This is a genomic window from Bradyrhizobium sp. Ghvi (assembly GCF_900115265.1).
Taxonomy (GTDB): domain Bacteria; phylum Pseudomonadota; class Alphaproteobacteria; order Rhizobiales; family Xanthobacteraceae; genus Bradyrhizobium.
Genome location: NZ_FOVU01000018.1, coordinates 26,855 through 46,579 on the forward strand (window position 1 = coordinate 26,855; position 19,725 = coordinate 46,579).

At 57.8% G+C, this 19,725-nt stretch carries 15 protein-coding genes and 3 pseudogenes; 8 read left to right on the plus strand and 10 right to left on the minus strand.

Features of this window, described 5'->3' with window-relative positions; all coding sequences use genetic code 11:
* Positions 1 to 379 precede the first annotated feature (379 nt).
* The 4 genes and pseudogenes from BM374_RS34725 to BM374_RS34735 form a co-directional block, all read right to left on the minus strand.
* On the minus strand, positions 380 to 658 hold the full coding sequence (locus tag BM374_RS34725; protein ID WP_349510016.1) for a plasmid pRiA4b ORF-3 family protein: 279 nt from the start codon (positions 656 to 658) through the stop codon (positions 380 to 382).
* Position 659: 1 nt separating this feature from the next.
* Positions 660 to 800: pseudogene (locus BM374_RS40030) on the minus strand (IS1096 element passenger TnpR family protein); the annotation flags it as partial.
* A gap of 221 nt (positions 801 to 1,021) precedes the next feature.
* The gene (locus BM374_RS34730) at positions 1,022 to 1,693 is read right to left on the minus strand and encodes an HAD family hydrolase (protein WP_092303100.1); all 672 of its coding nucleotides are present in this window, start codon (positions 1,691 to 1,693) and stop codon (positions 1,022 to 1,024) included.
* A gap of 10 nt (positions 1,694 to 1,703) precedes the next feature.
* Positions 1,704 to 3,569, minus strand: a complete 1,866-nt coding sequence (locus BM374_RS34735; RefSeq protein ID WP_244552803.1) for an amidophosphoribosyltransferase — start codon at positions 3,567 to 3,569, stop codon at positions 1,704 to 1,706.
* Positions 3,570 to 4,843: 1,274 nt separating this feature from the next.
* Between BM374_RS34735 and BM374_RS39620 the strand changes: the two genes are divergently transcribed.
* From BM374_RS39620 to BM374_RS34765, 4 genes and pseudogenes are all read left to right on the plus strand, one after another.
* Complete coding sequence (locus BM374_RS39620) at positions 4,844 to 4,996, plus strand: hypothetical protein (RefSeq protein ID WP_244552804.1); 153 nt, start codon at positions 4,844 to 4,846, stop codon at positions 4,994 to 4,996.
* A 682-nt stretch (positions 4,997 to 5,678) separates the two neighbouring features.
* The gene (locus tag BM374_RS34750; protein WP_092303104.1) at positions 5,679 to 6,005 is read left to right on the plus strand and encodes a hypothetical protein; all 327 of its coding nucleotides are present in this window, start codon (positions 5,679 to 5,681) and stop codon (positions 6,003 to 6,005) included.
* Between the two features lie 347 nt (positions 6,006 to 6,352).
* A pseudogene (locus BM374_RS34760) lies at positions 6,353 to 7,458 on the plus strand (IS5 family transposase).
* On the plus strand, positions 7,455 to 7,769 hold the full coding sequence (locus tag BM374_RS34765) for a hypothetical protein (RefSeq protein ID WP_092303108.1): 315 nt from the start codon (positions 7,455 to 7,457) through the stop codon (positions 7,767 to 7,769). The pseudogene BM374_RS34760 and the gene BM374_RS34765 overlap by 4 nt, the downstream one beginning before the upstream one ends.
* Positions 7,770 to 8,883: 1,114 nt before the next feature.
* Here BM374_RS34765 and BM374_RS34775 read toward each other — a convergent pair.
* Together BM374_RS34775 and BM374_RS39230 are read right to left on the minus strand one after the other, a co-directional pair.
* Positions 8,884 to 9,270 carry a hypothetical protein gene (locus BM374_RS34775; RefSeq protein ID WP_092303112.1) on the minus strand — a complete coding sequence of 129 codons (387 nt, stop codon included), beginning with the start codon at positions 9,268 to 9,270 and terminating at the stop codon, positions 8,884 to 8,886.
* A gap of 432 nt (positions 9,271 to 9,702) precedes the next feature.
* Entirely contained in the window at positions 9,703 to 10,281 is a 579-nt protein-coding gene (locus tag BM374_RS39230; RefSeq protein WP_210188620.1) for an NAD(P)H-dependent oxidoreductase, read from the minus strand.
* A gap of 605 nt (positions 10,282 to 10,886) precedes the next feature.
* Here BM374_RS39230 and BM374_RS34790 point away from each other — a divergent pair.
* Positions 10,887 to 11,954, plus strand: a complete 1,068-nt coding sequence (locus tag BM374_RS34790) for a hypothetical protein (protein ID WP_092303114.1) — start codon at positions 10,887 to 10,889, stop codon at positions 11,952 to 11,954.
* Positions 11,955 to 12,040: 86 nt separating this feature from the next.
* On the opposite strand, the gene BM374_RS40170 is transcribed toward BM374_RS34790, so the two are convergent.
* Together BM374_RS40170 and BM374_RS40175 are read right to left on the minus strand one after the other, a co-directional pair.
* Positions 12,041 to 12,259 (minus strand): zincin-like metallopeptidase domain-containing protein, encoded by a 219-nt coding sequence (locus BM374_RS40170; RefSeq protein ID WP_502689485.1) that lies wholly within the window; start codon positions 12,257 to 12,259, stop codon positions 12,041 to 12,043.
* Positions 12,214 to 12,933: an ArdC-like ssDNA-binding domain-containing protein gene (locus BM374_RS40175; RefSeq protein ID WP_349510012.1), complete on the minus strand. Its 720-nt coding sequence runs from the start codon at positions 12,931 to 12,933 to the stop codon at positions 12,214 to 12,216. Before BM374_RS40175 ends, BM374_RS40170 begins: the two co-directional genes overlap by 46 nt.
* Between BM374_RS40175 and BM374_RS39630 the strand changes: the two are divergent.
* Positions 12,856 to 13,157 (plus strand): annotated as a pseudogene (locus BM374_RS39630) (DUF4209 domain-containing protein); the annotation flags it as partial. The gene BM374_RS40175 and the pseudogene BM374_RS39630 overlap by 78 nt on opposite strands.
* A gap of 68 nt (positions 13,158 to 13,225) precedes the next feature.
* On the opposite strand, the gene BM374_RS34800 reads toward BM374_RS39630, so the two are convergent.
* Positions 13,226 to 13,555 (minus strand): type IV toxin-antitoxin system AbiEi family antitoxin domain-containing protein, encoded by a 330-nt coding sequence (locus BM374_RS34800; RefSeq protein WP_092303116.1) that lies wholly within the window; start codon positions 13,553 to 13,555, stop codon positions 13,226 to 13,228.
* A 1,087-nt stretch (positions 13,556 to 14,642) separates the two neighbouring features.
* Between BM374_RS34800 and nodU the strand changes: the two genes are divergently transcribed.
* Positions 14,643 to 16,421 carry a nodulation protein NodU gene (gene nodU, locus BM374_RS34805; protein ID WP_092303118.1) on the plus strand — a complete coding sequence of 593 codons (1,779 nt, stop codon included), beginning with the start codon at positions 14,643 to 14,645 and terminating at the stop codon, positions 16,419 to 16,421.
* A gap of 145 nt (positions 16,422 to 16,566) precedes the next feature.
* Here nodU and BM374_RS40365 read toward each other — a convergent pair whose 3' ends face one another.
* Complete coding sequence (locus BM374_RS40365; protein ID WP_177248751.1) at positions 16,567 to 16,986, minus strand: hypothetical protein; 420 nt, start codon at positions 16,984 to 16,986, stop codon at positions 16,567 to 16,569.
* Positions 16,987 to 17,867: 881 nt separating this feature from the next.
* Between BM374_RS40365 and BM374_RS34815 the strand changes: the two genes are divergently transcribed.
* A complete protein-coding gene (locus BM374_RS34815) occupies positions 17,868 to 18,617 on the plus strand; it encodes an outer membrane protein (RefSeq protein ID WP_092303120.1) in 750 nt (249 codons plus the stop codon).
* Positions 18,618 to 19,725: the final 1,108 nt, after the last annotated feature.

Sequence of the window (19,725 nt, forward strand, 5' to 3'; positions counted from 1 at the left end):
TGCGCTACGTACAAGCTGACCGCCGCCGCATGGTTGGCGAGCTTCTTTGAGAAGCCGTTGGTGAGGCGCGAACCGACGCTGCCTCATACGCAGAGTCAGGTTCTGGCGCTGCATGTAGCTAGCCGAAATATGGGCGGGGATGCCGCTTACTACCTCGCGCTCTACTGCGATTACCTCACCCGGCGAGTTGCGTCGCGCGGCTTCTTTTACAGCCAGGTTCACTACACTGTAAGCGTAGCTTTGAGGCCCATTTGATTGGCGCTTGACGTCTATTTTGTGCGCGTGGTGCGCCGGCGCGGCTTCCATATGTCGGACAACGCATTGACAGCGGCCTCAAGCGCCTTCCGGTCGACGACGTTGGGTCGAACTGCTCGGGGCCTCAAAGGCGCATATGTTCGTTATCCGGATGGGTGGGGTCGCTGATGGGGTCGAGGTATTCGGCATAGGCACCGCCGACATTTTCCGCAGGACAACGGCCGGCGGCCTCGAGCAAGAACGGAAGTCCCTCCTTTGTCGTGTTATCGAACCACTTTTCAAGCTTGATCACGTGATCCCAGCTGTCGCCGAAGTCGTAGAGATAATGGTGGTCTTCGCGCCGGTCTCCTGAACGATATAGAGAGCCGCGTCTTGCGGGCATCGATGGGCTGAGGGCCAAAATCTCCATCGGGATCAGGGATACCCCAACGTCCTTTGCCGGCCAGGAACTCGAAGAGATGGCTGTTCGTCCAGCCAAACGCCGCCTGAAGCGTCAAATGCAGCCGATCAAGGCGCAGCGTGAGCGGCACGACAAGGCATCGCATCAGGTTTCACATCCTTGAGGGTCACCTTGATCCGGACCGCGGTCGTGTTCAGGCTCATGCTGCCAGCCTCTGATCGTGGGCATGCATCGTGTAGATCGACGCCCAAGCCGAACTGCTGAGGCCACAGGCCTTTCCCATGCGCCCACTCTGAGAGAAGGCCTGCCCCGTCTCGCCCCGGCGCCAAGCGCGGTGTCTCGCGTTCGCACATAGGATCTATCCATTTAGAAAAATCCGTGTGCTTGAACAATTGGTAACAGCTCATGATAGTTGTGGATAATGTGGTCCGGCTTTGCAGCTCGCAATCGCAACTCGGAAACAAATCCCCCGGTGATGGATATGCTTCTCAGTCCAAGGCTCCGAGCAATATTCGTTTCAACTGGCATATCCCCGATGATGAAGGTTGACTTTGGATCTATATCATTTTGCTCCATATAGCGCCGAAGTCTCTCCCCTTTACTCATCGTCTTATACTGCGTGGCTCGGCTTTCAAAAGCCAGAACGCCGTCGAAGTAATTATCGATTCCGAGCCTTTGCAATTGAGCAACAAGCGGCTCGACTATATGGTTGCTCACTATGATCGACGAAGCCGCTTCTTGGCGCACAAGTTCCAGCATTGTGCGAGCACCTATGCGTAACTCCGCTTTATCGGCTAGCGGCTCGTAGGTGTCATGGAAGATTGCGCCCCCATCGTGATCTACGGCTGCGATTTCCGCTTCTGACATTCCGATATTGCGGAACAGAATCGAGAGTGGGACATCGCTATGGTCGCGAAAGGTATCCAGATCGATCGTCGGGCGTCCGAAGCGCTCCAAGATAACGTTCGTCGTTTGCAGTACCGCATTGGCATCGTCAAGCAACGTGCCATTCCAATCAAACACAAGAACCGGCTCCATGCTTCGGGCCTCAGGCAGCTCTATGGTGGTCAGCCACCAAGTTATGCAGGTTTCGATTTGCGCGCGTTTGCCCCGCAGGCGTTGGCATTTCAAATGTAAAGGGAGACAAATCTATTCCCTCGCTCCCCCGCGGCAGCAACGATGTGAGACGCGCGAAGGGCAAGTAAGTCACGGTTGTCGCGCTGATCGAGGCTGCAATTCTTCCTTCGATGATTCTGAGGACATCCGGCTCCATATCTTTAAATAGTAGGCTTTGATTCCGCTGTTGAGCGGATAGTCCCTTCCATGTCCGCCAGAAGGCAAGTTCATCAATAGTCTCGATATTTACGCCGTAGTAATTTGGAGCCACGATAGGCGGTGATCCGATTGCCCAATGGACAGCTTTGGCCCCGGCGGCAAGAAGCATATTCGTTACGGTCTGACTGGTATCGCCACGAATGAGAGCTTCATCGGCCATGAGGATCGAGCGTTTTTCGACGTCAATCGAAGCCAGACGGTACTTGTGAGCAATACGACGCTTGCGCTCGCTATTTGGGCCGATGAGAGTTCGCTCAGAGATTTGCGTCTCAATGACTTCACGTCGTTCGACGTTAACCCCGCGTGCTACGAGAGATGAAAATAAGCCATCAGCGTAGGGTCCTCCGGTATGAGGCATGGACGAGACGATGATAGGAGCGGCGTCCGGCTCTGCGGGAAGCCGCCGCGCAATAAGCTCACCCAGCGAGAAACCGATACTGTGACGAGTTACGAGGTGAGATCGGCCCTCAATCGAGGTATCCGGACTTCCGAGGTAAAGAGGTTCGTAGACGCAAAGCTTGGCGGCACGCTGGGAATCGCTGACACAACGATCGAAACAATGCCCATTTTTGCCATCCACATATTTGATATAGCCGGGACCGATTTGGTCTGACTTGCCCAGAAGTCCTGCGAAGGCGCAATTTTCCGATGCAAAGAGCAAGAATCCGTCGTCCGTCTGCATGAACTCCAAAGGACGCAGACCATACCTATTGCGGAACGCGATCAGATTTCCTTGGGCGTCCAGCAAAAGTGCACTGATAGCACCGTCAATGCGCTCGTCGATCTCACGAAAGACGTTCTCATAGTTAACCCGCACGCCTTGGCGCCAGTAATCCCTTTCACAAACGTGCTCCACTAGTTTGAGGAAGAGTTCGGCATGCGTCCGTCCCTCGAGGGTGTGACCTTGGGCAGTCAGCTCTGCCCTAACCTCGCGAGCATTTACTAACGCTCCGTCCAACGAAATTGTCAGTTGGCGGGAGGTGGCCCTACGATTTCGAGTTGATTGATCGTCGCTCTCGCCGTCTGTGCAAAGTCTACAGCGAACCTGAGCGATTGCAACGTGGGGGAGGCGCTCCGGATCCTGCTCATCCTGCTCGATCGCATGCAGTTCGTGAGATGGCTGAAACGCAGTTTTATATCGAACGCCTTTGTTGTGCGTAAAGGCAGCGATGGCGACTCCTGCCTGTCCTCGAAGAGTGAGTCTCGGAAGCATGTGATTGAGCCGATCGTAAACCGTGTGGGGGGAGCTGCTCCAAGGCAATAGAACAGCGGCAGCAATACCTGACATGCTGGCAACCTTAATCTGGCGTCCGTGTCCCGAACTCGGCACAAGGCGGATGTACTGCGCCGATCCGAGAAGAGATGGACCTGCCATTAAGCAAGCGTCGTACCAGCGCCGAGCGCGCAGAAATTTGCGTGGAGCATCGAACCCGCAGGCGTCAAGATTTCCGCTCTCGCAATCGCCGTGGCCGGACAAATGAGCTGGCTGGCGTTTTCGCAACAATCTCGTCTGAAGCGTGACAAGCTCGTATGAGAAACAACAAAGCACCACTTGTGCGGCAGCGCATGTGACGACCAAGAAGGCATCACTTATTCGCGTACATGCATGCTTCAGAAGGTCCCACTGCGGCTCACGCCAGAGCTGCGCCACAACATGCTATCTTATCTGGTCTCTAGGCACGCCGATCCGAAAGCGGTCTACCTCATCCTCGAATTGCTCTTCATACGAAGTTCAAGGGCCAAGCGTCGCCACGGCCGAGGTTGAGGTTTGCTGCTTCAAGCAGCGCAGCACACGTCGCAAAGCATGCAATACACTAAAATAAAGCTCTCAATTACTTGACGGCGGTCTGCCATTTCGCTCGACCAAGCGCTCACTGGTCAAGTCCGGTCCTGTAGCGCAGGACAAAACCACTGGATCAACGTGAAGAACAGCGGCAGAGCCTCTCATGCTTGGGGGCTCCGAGCTGCATTTTATCCCGGCCCTTCTCTCTAGAGAATTTTAGCGCGTTGTCCAAAGATCGCCTGAGTCTTCTGGCAGGCGCCGCTCGCCATCAACGTCATTGTGCGAGAGCAGCGCTCGCAAACCGAACAAAACCATGCCTTAACCCAGATGAGGGTGGTGGCGAAGTGCCGGTCCCGACCGAGCCAGCCCGGCCGGAAGAGAGTGCCCGGTGAGGAGAAGGCCGACCACGCCCAAGAGCAAAACAGCGCTGTTAGAAAGCCCCTTCCAGGACCCTGACGCCTTCCCGGCCGAAACGTCGGCTCACGTTATTGCCCGTGCGTAAAAAGCCCGCCGCGCCTCAAAATCTGCCTCTTCCTCGTTATCGATGAGTGCCGTAACGGTTGCCAGTTCTCGAATTGACATAAGTGCCGCCACGATGTGATGAGCCGGATCCGCCCAAATAGCTGCCGCCATGACTGGTAGTGTGGTGGCCGCCGCCGTAGCTGACGCGCCCTCCATGTCCGCCGTGTGCGTTTGCTTGTCCGATTACGCCGAGCAGCAACAGGCCGACAGCTATTGCAATCAACTTCATAGTTCGTCCGCCTCTTTCTAATGTGGAAGCGTATCCAATCGCGACCGAGGCGGGATAACAACCTTTGATGCCCCGCAAATGTGCAGCTTTACGCTAGGAACAGCGGGAGCGAAGCCGTTTTCCGGCGCGAGTAGGCGCGCGCCTCGTCTACGACATTTCTCGACCTTCAAATGGAGCCGGTGACCTCGTTCAACGCCCAATCCAATGGGCAGAAATACCGCAGATGAATGACCCGCTACGCTGATTATCGTCATGGCCGCTATGGTAACGTAGGCCTGCTACTTGCTTGGGGCCCACATTGTCATCGCAGGAACTTTCCATGCAATCGACAGCTGCAGCCGATCGGGATCTAATCTTCGTCGCGATCGAGCGTCATCGCGAGCTGTCGGTCCATTACGACGCCGCCTTATCCGTATCGGCGAAGCTCGATGGGGGGCCCGGATTCGACGCCGCCGACGATATTAGCACTTAAAGGAACCATGCTTTCGCGGCGCATGCGAATGTGCTGATCCGTTCAGCGCCAACCACGATCGCAGGCGTTATCGCTCTGACCCGTTATGTCGGCAGCTTACGAGAGTGGGAGCTTCCCGAGTGATGTATGGTATCGGGTTTTCTTAGACGTTCTGGCAGATGCGATCGATGGAATTACCATGGCGCAGCGGCTTGGGCGAGACCGCGACTAGTATGACGCTCGCCTTCATCTTCCGCGGCATCCTTTTCTGGGGAGCCATTGCTGCGCTTTTCTATTTTCTATGGAAGTTGCCCTTCTGAACCCCAACGATTAGGGGATCGGCCGAGCAGGTGTCGAGACAATGACGAGCGGCGGCTTTTCAACCACCGCCCGGTCCTTGGAAATGGCTGCGATATCAGTTTCGGTCGCCCTGCCCGAAGCTGATCCGTGTTGAAATCGTCGACCACGAACGGCTTGCCAGCGGCGCGGCAGGCAGCGCCTGATCGACTGCTGTGAGTGGGGCATCGCTCGAGCTAGATCAGAGAACGCGGCCAACTGAGGCGGCCTTGAGCAACGCCGGGCGCTGTGCCTAGGACGCCGGGCCCATAGCCTCCGACGGCTGCAGCGTCATTCGGCCGTCAGCCCCTTGAGTGCCCAAGAAAACATGTGTTTGTGGAAATTGAGACAATTCCGGACATTGCAGATGACCCCTGAAGCCGCTTTGGACGAGCCCCTATCGATGGGGCTACGCGCGACAGGCTTCGTCGCCGGCTTCGAGCAGGTGCTGGACGACCTGCACGTCTCAGGCGATCCCAATGACCTGAGGCGGCACAACGCGCTGATCACCGGGGTGGTGGGGATCTTCAACGGAATGAACAACAGCTTCATGCACAGTGAAGTTCGAGTTCGACGACCCCCTCAGGTCCCCTATTTCCCGCAGAGCTTTCTAAGCCGATTTCATGCATTGCTTACGCTCAATAAGGATGCGCTCTTCGAACAACACTTGCACCCGTGGTCGGAGGCGCTCTGAATTTGCTCCATCTTCCCGGCGTCAAGTACATGCCGGAGTTCACCCCGACCGGCGCCCGACAGGACAAATTCGCCGTAGTGGAGCCGAACTCATCCGACTTCACCATGCCGACCTTGGTGCGGCCCTATGTGAAGCTTCATGGCTCGGTGAACTGGGTCGAGTCATCGTCGGATAGCGCGTGCTCATTATGGGTGGGCAGAAAGCGGTGAGCATCGGTCGCTATCCCCTCTTTCTTGATGTGGTATGATGCCGAATTTCGCAAGATGCTCCTTAGCAGGCTGTTGAAGAAGTCTCTGGCGGGATGGAATTGGACGTGATTCTCTCGATGATTGAATCGGGAGGCCGGGATGCGGGGATCGGACGAACGGTCGGGATCGGTGTTCAGCTACGTGGATCTTGAAGCGCGGGTTCGTCCGGACCATCCCTTACGGACGATCCGGGAGATTGTGAACGCTGCGCTAGGCGATCTATCGAAGGCGTTTGCGGGGCTTTACACGGACTTTGGCCGGCCCTCGATTGCACCGGAGAGGCTGCTTCGGGCGATGCTGCTGCAGGCCTTCTACGGCATTCGCTCGGAACGACAATTGATGGAGCGGCTGGAATTTGACCTGCTATTTCGCTGGTTTGTCGGTCCGGGCGTGGACGATCGGGTGTGGGACCACTCGACCTTCTCCAAGAATCGCGACCGGCTGTTAGAGGGTGAGATCGCCGTTAAATTCCTTACGGCGGTGCTGGCTCGGCCGAAGGTGAAGCGGCTGTTGTCGAGCGATCACTTCTCGGTCGATGGCACGCTGATTGAGGCGTGGGCTTCGATCAAGAGCTTCCGCAGAAAGGACGGAGACGACAACGACAGCGAGGGACCGGGACGCAACGCTGAGCGTAGCTTCCACAAGGAGAAGCGTTCAAACGAGACGCACCAAAGTACGACCGACCCGGAGGCCCGGCTGTACAAGAAGGGGGATGGGCGGCCGGCCAAGCTCTGCTACATGGGGCATGCTCTGATGGAGAACCGCCATGGTCTGGCGGTCGGCGGTGCCGTCAGCCAGGCCACCGGCACGGCCGAACGAGAGACGGCGCTGGCGTTGATCGATAGTCGTGTTCGCACAGGCCGACGGATCACGCTCGGCGCGGACAAGGCCTATGACGTCACGCAGTTCGTGCACGACTTGAGAGAACGATCGGTGACGCCGCACATCGCGACGACGGACATCTCAGCAAGACCGGTACCCCGCGCAGGACGGCGGTCGACGCCCGTACCACCCGCCACGCCGGCTACGAGATCAGCCAACGCTGCCGCAAACGGATTGAGGAGGTGTTCGGGTGGATCAAGAGTTCCGCCGGTCTGGCCAAGGTGAAGCTACGGGGGCGCGAGCGCGTGGACGCCGCCTTTACGTTGGCGCTCGCGGCCTACAATCTGATCCGTCTGCCCAAGCTGCTGGTGGTGCAGCCATGAGCGTGCGGGGTAAATGGCGTGTGGTGGAAACGCCCGATCACGACATGGCTGGCGCGGGCTCTTACATCCTGTTCGCAGCCGAGGGCGGCGAGTTCGCCCTGGATTGCCTCACGGGGGCAATATATGGCCGTTGCGAAGGCGATGCCGTCGAGTTCACATGGCACGGCACCGACGAGATGGAGCCCGCAAGAGGTCGCGGTTGGGCAGAAGAACTCGCCGATGGCTCCCTCGAAGGTGAGATATGCCTCGAGGGCGGCGACGACATTCCCTTCATCGCTCGCCGATTGGCTACTTCTTCAACAGCCTGTTAGGTCATCGGCGCGGCAAAGCGACCTCCGGTCTGACGCGGTATTTCAGCCTCGAATACCGAGGCGGTCCCATGCTGAGAACGCGTACGCAAAGGCGATCGCTGGTAATCGAACGAAGAGGCCACTGAGGTTGGTCGCGCTTCTCGCGTCATTGTCTGGAAAAAGCAAGACCGAAACTTCATTCTAGAACGCAATGGCAAGCTCTCGCGCGGAAAATGACCCGGCTCTAACCAGTTGAGGCTGGTCGCATGTAGTAATTAGTAATTGGCACGATAGTGTACTATTGGCGATTGAAAAGGCCCCGAGGAGAAAACGCCCCCGGGTGCGATCGTGGGTCGAGCAGACCTGGCGCTCAATCGCGAGGGAGGTCGGGACAGGCGATTCAACAACGACCGGCAACTGCTCATATGCCCGCCAGCGGATCAATGATGGCCTCGAGTGTTTACACGTAGACCCAGAGAGGTTTGTCGCAGGAGGTTGGGCAGCGATGGCTGCTAGGATCCCGGCAGATGGCTTACTGCAGCGTCTGCTTTGGGCTCGTCCGGGGCCACGTACGAAGCTTATGGCTCGTTCCTGAAGCTCGGCCTCCAGCTTTGTCGCCTTGATACGCTCACGACGAGCTCGCGATTGAAAGGCCGCGCCTTGTGGTACCCCTCCACGAACTCCTTGTCCTTTTCCGACAAGCGAGCTTGGATACAACAATGTCTTCAGGACATGGCGCGACGGCGAGAACCTTCCAGTCGTCAACGTCGAGCGTTTTGGTATCGCGCGTTTATTCCAATCCTCAGGAAGCCGCGCGGTATCCTCGTTCACACCATCGATATAGAAGCCGTGCTCCCGATGGAATGTAGAGCCCTCGCCGTAGAGAGCATTGATCTCTTCTGAAGCCTCAGGATCATCTTCGGGATCCAGCTTCTTCTGCCGGATCTCCCATACTTCGCGTTTTCCGGATATGCGTCGATCTCACCAGAAGTGCGCAGGACGACCGGTGCATCGGGCCATGAAAGCAAGATGCTCTGGCTGCCAACGATAAAGACCTTGTCGGTTTTAAACAGCCGAGCGATCACCCTGACTATCTCGACAAGGTCTTCAATAGTTCGAATAAACGAGGTTTGTGTCACGCCGCCATCCGCGGAAGTGCCGCGGTCTGATGGATCGCAGATCTCTCGGCAATCCGCTTCGCCGCCTTCCAGATACGACGGCGCAGAGTGTCATCCTCGAAGTTGATGCCTTCCGCCACAACGAAAGGTGAGGACAGACGTAGACGCGTCATCTCTTCGTCGCGGCTCGTCAGACGACGGCGTACCGTAGATGGAGGAAAGCCAAGCATGTACGACCACTCGCGAACGAAAGAATAGCCTTCGAAGCGCTGCGAGTTATGGGCCAAAGAATCCTTCGCCCTTTCGACCAGCGACGGGTCGCGACCGATCTGCCGCGCAATAAGTCGATGCATGATCAGCTTCGCGGTGTCGTTCACGTATTCCTGGTTGATCCGGATGCTCATGGTTCTCGACCAGTACCTAACTCAGGGTGGAACATAGGGCGTCTACCTTTAAAAAACCCAGCTACTCACCAATCCGGTTGGATGGAGTATGTTCCCTCTCCGTTCAAGCTAGCAGTTCGCATAAACCCGAGCAACAGGGGGTTGAATACCCGGAACTTAGTCAAAGAGATTTGCTGGGAATATTTGGTAACGAAGACCGCGGTTCTTGAGAGCCGCGCTACCTAGTGAGGCGTCTATACTGCTCGAGGCGCCGTTTTGACGCGGACCAGCGCAGCATCGAAAGACCCGAAGACAGCTTTTCACACTTGTAGAATGACAGAAAGGTGAGCGAAGCCTGAGGCGCGCAGGTGCGAAGCATTGCTGTTTTGAGAATGCGCCGAACGGGCCGCCGGAGCACAAGCTAGTCCACCCATCAAGGCGAGCCCAAAGTTGTTATCGCGACCACTTTCCGTAGCCGATGCAGACGCGGCTGAATGGCGCCAAAATCGGGCGCGTAGTCGTACGCGACGCCAGGCGCCCAAACCTGTCGAACCATCCCTTCAAAATAGCAGGCGGTCCAAACCACCACGTCGGAAACACCAGCACGATGACCTCAGCCCACAGCAGATCCTCGATCTCTTTGGTCACCTCGGATGCGTCGAAGCTTGCGTAGTAGCTCGCCCGCTCCGCTGGCGTGAGCAGCGGGGAGAATTGAGACCGGTACAGATTGACGCGCCGGCATTCGTGCTTGACTTCGATTAGGGTGTTGGCCGCCGTATCTGCAAGCGCCTGGCAGAAGCTCTTATCCAGTGGGTGTGAATGCCTAGCCGCCGCCCTCATCGAACAGATCGCGGGTGATGATGCCGCCCGCCGCCTCATAGGCGTCGATGCCGACAAAGGTGACGCGCGGTCATCGCTGGGGATTTGTCCTTCGGTCAGCTCCCTCAATATCGCCTGACGGCTCTTGTCCCAGCCGAGCGCATCCCACACTTGTTCCTGCCGCTCGTGATCATCGAGGACAATCTTTCGCACAAGGCAGCGCGTTTGACGGCGCTGCCGAAGCTGCTATGTAGGTCACCCCAGTCGAGGAGAAAGGCTCCGGCACGCGCGCGCTATAGCAAGGATGATATCAAGCAGCTGAAGTAGCATTCGAAATGCACGAACGCCGGTCACGAAAATTGCAAAGCAGATGAAACGGACCGCGGGCTCCTTGCGGCAGAAGGCGCAGAAGCTGGGGATAGGTCCCGGCCATCAACGTTGATCGCAGTCATCGCATATAATCCTGCAAACTGGCATCGGTCTGCCAGATCGGCATGTACCAGACGCGATTGACCCAGCCATCGAGAGCGCCACCTGTATGGACGCGCTCATGCTCCGCAACAATTCCTTCCGGTAGCGGGGGTGGCATGCGACACAATGGCGCTCGTCACCTTCCCTGGCTTTGCGACCAGGACGTTTGTGGCGCCAAATCAATGACTTGATAGGGGAAACCTGCGAGGCTGCCTAGCGCATGATTACCACACGTTAAGGATGCGGACAGCTGCCGTTCAGAATCGGCCCTTTAAACTTCGCGCGTGGTCCTCATACGCGTCGAGGGCAGCGGTATGGGGTTCAACACCGCCCTAATAGGATTGGCCATGGCCAAGCTTGGGAATAAGTCGTCCACAGCCGCACGCATCTCGCATGACGCGCCGGCGTCTCTCACCATCAACGCCACCGCGCCCGCCGCGCGGATTTCGCACGATGCCGCGGCGCGCGCATCTGTTGACGCCAGCGCCCGCATCTCGCACGACGCCGCCGCGATTGATGGCGTCGTCGTGCCGTTGTCCCGTGACGCTGCGGCGCCAGATTTCGATCCTGCCAACGCGCGCATCTCCCACGACGCTGCGGCGAACGCAACAGTCGATGCGGCCGCGCGGATTTCGCACGATGCCCCCGCGATCACACCGGATGAGGTTACGTCGCGCATCTCGCACGACACCGCCGTGACCGCTTCGGACTCTGCGTCGGTCACCGCTCCCGACCTCGCGGCAGCTTCCGCTTCCACGCAAGCGGCGCCGACGGTTTCGCCGTTCAGGCAGGTTCTTGCCTGGGCGAAGTCGAGTGCCAGCCGGTTGATCCGCAATCCGTCGGTCCGCCGGTGCCTGGTGCTGGCGAAGACGCTTGGCATCGCGGGTGTCTTGGCCGGTGGCATTCAGCAGGTTGCGGCCACGCACGCGCCGCAGTGGACTGATCCGGCCGCCGAATACCTGTATCTGCGTCAGGATATGGCGGCGTTCACGAACGAGCCGGGCGAACAAGCTCCCGGCCAAGGCAAAATCAACACAACCATCAAGTTCAAGTATGAATTCCGCATCTCAAACCTCGATAGTGCCGGCGTGGTTCGGGGCCGTTTCCGCGGCTATTCGGAAGACGGCAAGCCCGATCCGCGCTGGTGGTACGTCACGGGCCGATCGGATGGAAAGCGCGCGATGCTGACCTATCGCAACGAAAAAGGCGATGTGATGGGCGAGTTGAGCCTCCTGCGCTCGAAGGATGGCTCGGTTTGGGCGGGCCATCTGGTCGGCATCGACCGCAGCATCTCGGATGCGGATCTCGTTCAAAGCCCCATCATCGTGGCTCAATCCGACTATGATCTGAACCGCCTGAAGTCGGATGATTTCCTGAACGAGAGCCCAGTGCTCGTAAAGGGCTACACGCACTGAAGATCACACATTCCTTGATCTGGCATCAACGAAGGGCCGGCGAGCGGTGAAGCTCGCCGGTTTCATTGTGATCCGATCAGACTTCGTCAGGCGGCTTTCGCCTCCCCTTGCTGCGGTTCGGCAAGCCGCAACCCACCGTTCAAGTAATCCGCCACGCGCTGCGCATGCGAGGAAGCGGTGAAGATGGCGCGCTTGTCGTTTTTGAGGACCTTGATCCATGACGCGATGTAGGAGGCATGGTCTTCCCTTACCTTCGGCGTCAGGCCGAGGTCAGCCGAGAGGAATGCAGCACCCAGCTCGGCCACCAATTTTTCCATGGCATAACCTTCATCACCAAAGCGCTGGCGGCCAAACTCGCGATTGAGACGCTTTTTTCATGGCGCATCCAGTGGGTGCATTCGTGCGCAAGCGTGGCGTAGTAGCTGACCGCATCCTGAAAGAAGTCGATGCAGGGCATATGGATGTTGTCGGTCGGGGGTACATAGCAGGCGCGGCTGCCGCCATAGACGATCGCGGCTTCCGTTGCCGCAAAGAACGCGTCGGCTTGCGCGATGCGCGGAACAGACGCTGTCGCTTGCTCCGGCTGCGCGTAGTAGTGGGAAGGAAGTCCCTCGATCTGCTCGACGTTGAAAAAGGTGTAGCCCTTCATAAAGGGAATGGCGAGTTCGGCTTCATCGCCTGTCTCGGCATCGGTTTCCTTGCGGATGAACGTGTCGGCATAGACGACCAGCGTGCCGGTCTCGCCCTTGCGCACATAGGCGCCAAGTTCGTTCGCCTGTCTAAAGGTCATCCAGATAGGACCGCTGTAGACGTTCGCCGGGGCCGGGTCGGTCAGCAGATGCAGCACGCTTTGCTGCGCGACAAGCTGTTCGCTTACGCAGCGCTTGGCCGTTCGCCCGATGATTTCATCGGCGCCGTATACATTCTGACGCCCATTCTTGAGCAATCTCTGCGGCATGTGCTCAAGAGTAACGGACATGACGTCACGAAAACGGACGACGCGGTCAAAACGCAGGAAGACCGCACGATCTCGTCGCTCTTTGACCAGATGCGATCGGAACTGCTGGCCGTATTCGGAGCGGCTATTGTTGCGGATACGAGAACGTGTTCTTGAAGAAGATCGGCCCCAATCTTCGTAACCGGCTTTCGCATGGCTTGCTCAGCGACGGCGATCCTTACGGGGATAATGCGGTCTATGGCTGCTAGCTGATCTTTCACCTATGCATGCTGCCGCTATTTGATCTTCGCACACAATTGACGCTCTCGTTCGACTAGGCGCCGGTCGATTCGGAGTGATCCCGGCGGGCTGCCTTATTGAGCCGGTTGAGCCAGGCATGGTTGTAGCGATCGGCGAAATAGAAAAAGAGTCGCTTGACCTTCACGCTGGCGCAATCTTTTAGCAGCTTTTGCAAACGATCCGGCCGAAGGTTGGCAAGGCCACCGAGCATGGCATCGACCTGCTCGAAGCTTTCATTGTTGGGCAATTCATCGAGCAGTTCGAAGACGGCGCGCTCAGGCGTGGACAAAGTCAAAGGCCAGTCCCATTGCCCCCAATTCAGTTGAGTTACGTCGCCTCCCCGGAAGGCCATGACGTCCGTCATTTTCCCGGTCGAGCATCCTCGTTCAAGCCATCCAGGGCGCCCTTCGCAAGCAGACGCTTTTGGATGAAATCTGTTTCATACGGGACCCGTGGCCGTTCAACTTTCCTCGACTGTAGGCGAGGTATTACACCACAGTCGAAAGCCAACAATATCAAGCATGCGTTGATGAATACGGATCTGGCGCTGAGGTATTCGAGGCGTTCGAACTTACTCGGCGCGCAGCTCCGTGAGATACATCAAGGATCCCGAACAGCTGCCGTTTCTTAGGACAGGCTGCGTACGGCCCCGCTCCCCAGCGCCTATCGGGCATCCCGCGCAAGCACGGGCCCATGACTTGTCATCGCACTCCTTAACCACGCTGCGTCAAAGCGCCGGAGGCCAATTGGTCGGAGAGGCCGCAAACAGCCGACCTCAAATCCACGGTTCTCCGTCGCGCTAAGTAAAGCGGCTTCGCGCGCTGACAAACTTGCGATACTCGCCCAAGTAAGATGGAGCATCTGCAACGCCACTGTCGGTGTCAGGACATCCCGTTCTCTACGCGACACGCCCTGGATGGGAATAAGCAAAGGAAAGCAGCACTGGCTGTTTGGCACGTGCTTTGAAACCACGAGAGCATCTCGCCGTGTGAAGAGCCCTACGAGAATAGGAATGTTGCCACAATGCACCGGTCTGACGAAGCAAGCCAATGCCGTCGGAACTGACAAAGGAGCGGAGCCTGACGCGCATGCTATACATTGCCCTCTCTCCACGAGCAATTCGGCACCCTCACGATCCGTCGAGGTTGCAAGGCAACGCAGAATCGCGACCTCAATCCCGGCGCACTGCTCGGTCGCGAACGCGAAACTCGTCCGAGCAGATCCCATAGGTCCGCCTCGGCGCAAATCATGCACCACGCTTGGTACGGCATCTCCGGATTTCGCTGGTGACGAAATGGGTCATCGACATGCAAACGAGTCGAATAACGATCGCCGTCTCGCGCGAGCCGCGCGCGATAAGTGGGGCCGCGACCATCGCTTACTCGCATGCTCGCCGAGTCCAAACGTGATCTTTAACTCAATCGAATTGCTGGCATTAAAGTGGAGGCATTATGCGCATCTGCGGTATCAAGCTGACGCATGACGCAGCGATCGCGCTGATCGAGGATGGACGGCTCATCTTTTGCATCGAGCAGGAGAAGCGGAACAACAATCCACGCTATCAAACGATTGACAATCTGGACGCAGTCGTCACGGCTTTGGCGGAACACGGTCGAGATGTGCGGGAAATTGATCAGTTCGTCGTCGACGGCTGGTTGGGGCAAGTGGGGTGTCGGTACCAGGTCCTCAGCGGAGCGACGCCTGTTATGCTCAAAGGCGCCCCTTATCTTGAACGCCATGTAGAGGGCCTTCTCACCTCAAGCGACGGCTTTGGCCTCAGGCTCGATGGCAGGGATTTCCCTTATAAGAGCTATCCTCACGTTGCCAGCCACGTGGCGGCCGCATACTGCACTAGCCCGTTTGCCAGAGCTGGACAGCCCGCTTTCTGCCTGGTGTGGGATGGCGGCACCTTTCCACGGCTCTATCATGTAGCACGCGGAGGGGCCCGGTTTATCGAGTGTCTATTCCCCGTGATTGGACACATCTATGCCGCTGCAGGCCTTCACTTTGGCCCCTATAAGCGAGCGAACCGCGCCAATTGGGACCTGGGTGAGCCCGGCAAGCTAGATCCGGGAGGTGCCGGCAAGCTCGACCTGGGTCTCGCCGGCAAGCTGATGGCCTATATCGGCCTCGGCTCTGTCAATGAAAAAATCGTCACGGTCTTTCAAGAGCTCTATGACGAGCTCTTTGCTGCCGGCACGAAGCGCGCGAGTTACCGCACGGACATAAAGAGCATGGAGGGCGAGCTTGCGGCCATTCACGACTTCTTCGATGCTAGCGCGCGGCGGTTGAACGCCGAGGCGCCCGAAGTTGTGCTCGCATCGTTTCATTGCTTCCTCGAGCATCTGCTCGTGCAGGAAATGGCGCGTGCTTTGCAGCGGCATTCGAGTTTTGCTACGCGCAATTTGTGCATAGCGGGCGGGTGCGGTCTCAATATCAAATGGAATAGTGCACTCCGGGCGGCAGGCCTGTTCGATGCTGTCTGGGTGCCTCCGTTTCCAAATGACAGCGGCTCTGCAATCGGTGCAGCTTGTTGCGCAATGGTGGCGGACGGAGGTTTCGCGCCCTTGCAATGGTCGGTATACAGTGGTCCGGCACTGCGACCTAGTGATGTCCCGCCCGAATGGGATGCCGCGCCGTGTGGTATGCATGAACTCGCGACTATTCTCGCCAACGACAAGCCCGTGATTTTTCTTGCGGGCCGCGCCGAGCTTGGACCTCGGTCGTTGGGTAGCAGAAGCATTCTCGCAGCCCCAACATCGCCGCGAATGAAGGACTATCTCAATGACCTCAAGCAGCGCGAACATTTCCGGCCAGTGGCGCCGATCTGCCTAGAAGATCGCGCGCCGGATATTTTCAATCCAGGAACACCGGATCCTTATATGCTTTTCGATCATCAGACTCGAGCTGAATGGCGGGACAAAATCCCGGCCGTTGTACATCTCGACGGATCTGCGCGGCTGCAGACGATCTGCAGGACCTCTCAACACAAAGTCGCCGAGCTTCTCGTCGCATACGAAGCGCTCACGGGGATTCCGCTGCTTTGCAATACGAGCGCAAATCACCATGGACGTGGCTTCTTCCCGCATCTCGCGGCCGCCTGCAAGTGGGGCCGCGTGGAGCACGTATGGTGCGAGGGGATGCTGTGGACGAAAGCTCCGCTAGCCAGCAAAGGCGCCGATCGTGGCTCAACCGGCATTAGCGCAGCTCCACGCCAGCAATCCGCTTAACAAACTGGATCCCCACGGCGAGCCGCCGCCCCACGCGTCATTATCAATATTCACGTTTGGGTGGCAGCGCTCTGGGCGGCTAGCTTGAGCAAGGTGAACAGCGGGACTGCCTGATATCGTCTCCCTTCACCGCATCCGTGCATGTCTATAGAACGGGTTCGCTCCTGGCGCGACACTCATTAGAATTAGTCCTAGTGGACATATTCAACGGTCGCGGGGTTTTGCCGTTCGCGATGAGCCGATGGCAGTCGGGCCAGGAGCAGCAAAACGAACTTTGGCGCTTTTGAGCCTCTGGTCTTGGCGATTTTGCGACGACCGCCTCCTTTCCGGCGCTGCCGTAAACGTAGCTGACCTGCCAAGATGCTTGACGAAATCGAGATCGATATCGGTCGCAATTCTCTGCGGACCATGGGGAGAAATCATCGGGCCGAATTCCAAGCGTGATCGGCTTGTCGATGAGCGATTTGCCCGCCTCCATCGCGACGCGGACGACCGTAGCCGCCTCCAATCTGACGTCCATGCCCGATTCATGCGCTGCTCTGACTTTGCCGCGGAGGAAGTTCATTTGGGCGAGCCAATGAATCCCGCGATCAAACGGCGATGCCGGTTTGTGGTAGAGATCATGCGGGGTACCGACCTGCTCGATCGCCGTCCTTGAGCACAGCAGGAGCGTTATCGGTCTCTCGCCACCGACGCCTAAGCCTCGGCCGGTGATAGCTGTTACCTTGCACAGCGGGAATGGGTGCACTGCCTGTCGGCAACAGGAAAGATAAGGACCGCTAGCTGAACCCTGAAATATGCTTTGCTATTGCGGCCGGCGGAGTTGACGCTCCAGATCGATTGCTTGATCTGCGTTATACGCGCGCTTCAACAGCGCGGATCGTTCGTCGCCCGGAGGCGTCCTCTCAGCCTGCTCGTGCAACTCCAGTGCGAATTGATGCAGGCGAGTTTCCAGCGAATCTGTTTGCTTAAACCGTCTTCGCTTCTTTCCCATCGCATGCTCCATGTCATGTAGAGGATGGGGAAGAGTGTATCTGCGTCATCATGACTTGACGCCCACATACGTTAATTGTCGTATTACGATATGATTTCGCGCTAACCAGATGAAGCGGACCTCCGCTTTGGTCAAGGCAGCGCTCGGTAGTCAGAATGATCTTGGTCGGGCCCCCTCTAGGACGCGGAGATTTCCTCGCTCTGCAATGAGGTGAGCCACGAGCCCAAGTCGCTGCCGCCCTTATAGGTGCTGGCAATTGTAAGCCCGATCGCTTTAACAAATGTTAAGCCACATGGAACTTTAAGTGTTTCATCAGTATCAGCTATTTTCGCACCGGATCGCAGCAGAGTGTTGCAGGCTCGCTACAGCAACGAGCGAGGGAAAGAGTAAGGTTTGCGCGGCGTGGGTGCACGCATCGTGCTTTTCAACTTCTTTCTCCGGGAGACACTTAAGTGAGAAAACTTCTATTGACTGCGGCCGGCGCATTGGCCCTCGGCCTGTCGGCTCCGGCCAGCGCGGCAGATCTGGCTGCGCGTCCCTACACGAAGGCACCTCCAATGGTCGCCGCGATTTATGACTGGAGCGGCTTTTACATCGGCGCCAACGGCGGTTGGGGCTCAAGCCGCAATAGCTGGGATTCGGTCGCTCCATTTCTGGTGGGCCCGGAAGGTTCGCACGATGCAACCGGCGGCGTTGCGGGTGGTCAGATTGGGTATCGCTGGCAGACCGGGACCTGGGTGTTCGGCCTCGAAGCGCAAGGCGACTGGGCCGACCTGCGAGGCAGCAACCTGAGCACCCTGTTCGGACCGGGCTTCCGTAACGATTCTCGGATCAATGCGTTCGGTCTGTTCACCGGTCAGCTCGGTTGGGCCACCAACAACGTCCTTTTCTACGTCAAGGGCGGTGCTGCCGTGACCGACAATCGCAACCGGATCTACTCGACTGCGACCGGCGCAGTGCTTGCCAGCACGGGTGATGACACTCGTTGGGGCGGGACCGTTGGGGTAGGTCTGGAATACGGCTTCGCCCCTGGCTGGTCGGCTGGTGTCGAGTACGATCATCTGTTCATGCAGGATCGCACCCTCACTTTCACGACCCCTGCGGGCCTCGCATTCGGTGCGGATCGCATTCGTCAGGACGTCGATCTCATCACGGTTCGAGTGAACTATAAGTTCGGCGGCCCCTCCATCGGACGATACTAGACCGTTCAGCTCTTCCGTTCCTATGAAATGGCCCGGCCGCGTAGCGGTCGGGCTTTTTTCTCGATTATTGGCTTCTTGTGATTGTCCTGAAACGAGCGAGAATGCCAAATCAAGCGGCCCCCTGAGGGACAGCTCGATAGGCTGGAGTCCTTGGGTCATTTTCGACGGTGTTGGCAGAGATCGAGGGCTGGTTGTTTTCCGCTCCTCTCCGTAAGCACCATACAAGCTCGGGCCAGGAGCATTGCATTGGCCGGGATGCAAGGGCGCCGCGTAGACTATTGGGAGGCGTGCTCAAACGGTCACACGAGCACACGAGCACCTGCCGAATTCCGATAATCGCCAGTATTCGAACGGAGATGCGTCCGGCGGAAGGGGAATCTACCTTGCGACGATGGCGCCGGACAATCCACCGATCCTTATTTGCAAGGAATGTAGGCGGCCTATGGAGTACCTCGCGATACTCCCGGAGATTGCAAACCTGCCCGCCGTATACGCTTACAGATGCTTAGCCTGCCGAAGGGTCGACACGATCCCCATCCCGGCGTGACAGGGCAGAAATCGGAGGACGTGCTCAAAAAGGCCACGCGACCTGCGTTTTGTCAACGGAACAACAATTTAATGCGCGACGAAATAATCCTGAAACAATCCGTCGCTCTTATAAGCGCGTCCGGGCAACACATTTCATCCTTAAAAGTATTTCACCCGGGGCTGGATTTACGACACCTATCATTTTGACGAGTGGAAAGGGTCGTCCAACATCAGGCGGCCCTTTCTGCTTCGCTAGCGCTTCCCCCGGACCAGCAACGCCCAGACCGGCGATGCGCCGTCCCAACGTCGTAGCCGCCCATAAAACCGCACCCTCAGTCCAGCCGATGTGATGCGCTCCATTACGAGGTGCAGCGCGATCACGTCCCCCTCTGACAGTTCGATACATCCGCGCTTGCGCGACCACACAGCCCCCGGAAAATGAAAGAGGTTGGCTTTGAGCCATCGGCCCCCGCGCTCTGACAGCGGTCGCAAGTCCACTTGTGCGCCGTCCCGAGGCGTCACTCCGACATCAGGCCGGCGAAGCCAATTCGCAATCCATCCCATTGCTCTGCCCCCCCAA